Origin of the sequence: Thiohalocapsa halophila (assembly GCF_016583825.1) — a bacterium.
GTDB classification, from domain to species: domain Bacteria; phylum Pseudomonadota; class Gammaproteobacteria; order Chromatiales; family Chromatiaceae; genus Thiohalocapsa; species Thiohalocapsa halophila.
The window spans coordinates 1-772 of the sequence record NZ_NRRV01000241.1 but is presented as its reverse complement, the minus strand read 5'-3'; the positions used below and the strand labels follow the sequence as shown (position 1 = coordinate 772).

The window sequence follows — 772 nt, the reverse complement described above, 5'->3', positions numbered from 1 at the left end:
TGCACGAGTGCACTCACCAGGCGGTGCTTGCCCGGGAAATCGAGCAGACCAACCCCGATCACCATCGTCAGCAGCCCTTGACCGGGCAGCACGAACATCGCCGCCCCGGCGATGAACAGGCCCGTACCGAGAGCATTCTTCAGCGCCACGAGTGTGAAATGCACCAGTTGGCGAGGGCCAGTGGCCCGCGCAGATTGCTGCGAGGGTCGATCCTCCACGAAATAATCCGAGGGCAGGCGCGCAATGGCTATGGGCGCAAGGATGAGGCTGCCGATGGAGATTGCTGTGGAGAGCCCCAGGGCGGTGACGAGGGTGTGCGGGGGAATCCAGTCGGGTAGAGGAATCATTGCGAATCGACTTCGTGTGGTTGTGGGTTGCGTGGTCGCAGCAGAATTGTAGACCCCAATTCTTGGGTTGCGTCGCGCGCGTTCGCTCGTGGCGCGCCCGGATGAGGCAGAGCCGGACTCGCGGCCGGCACGGACGTCATCATGCGCTTTCGGTATTGTCCGGATCAAGCAGTCCGATCTCCTCGAGGAGCAGACTCACGGTTTTCGCGCTGGGCAGCACAATGTAGGGACGACGCTCCAAGATCTCTTTGCACATGGTTTCCAGCTCGCAGTCGACGAGTCGAAATGATGCCTGATGCCCTTTCGCGCTGCCGGACCTATCAGCAGCTTGGATAGACCGAAACAAACGGCGCAGCCAGGCGGCGTCGATGTCCGCCTTGAGTCGCGCCGCGAAGCTCTCGACCTCATCGCCGGTGAGCATGTAT

The 772-nt window shown here is 61.7% G+C and carries 2 protein-coding genes; both read right to left on the bottom strand.

Annotation, left to right across the window (positions count from 1 at the left end):
- Positions 1–347 (bottom strand): hypothetical protein (locus tag CKO31_RS26225; RefSeq protein WP_200243903.1); only part of this gene is annotated, 347 nt, incomplete at its 3' end.
- A gap of 139 nt (positions 348–486) precedes the next feature.
- Positions 487–772, bottom strand: a 286-nt coding sequence (locus CKO31_RS26220; RefSeq protein WP_200243902.1) for a hypothetical protein, incomplete at its 5' end; no start/stop codon positions are given.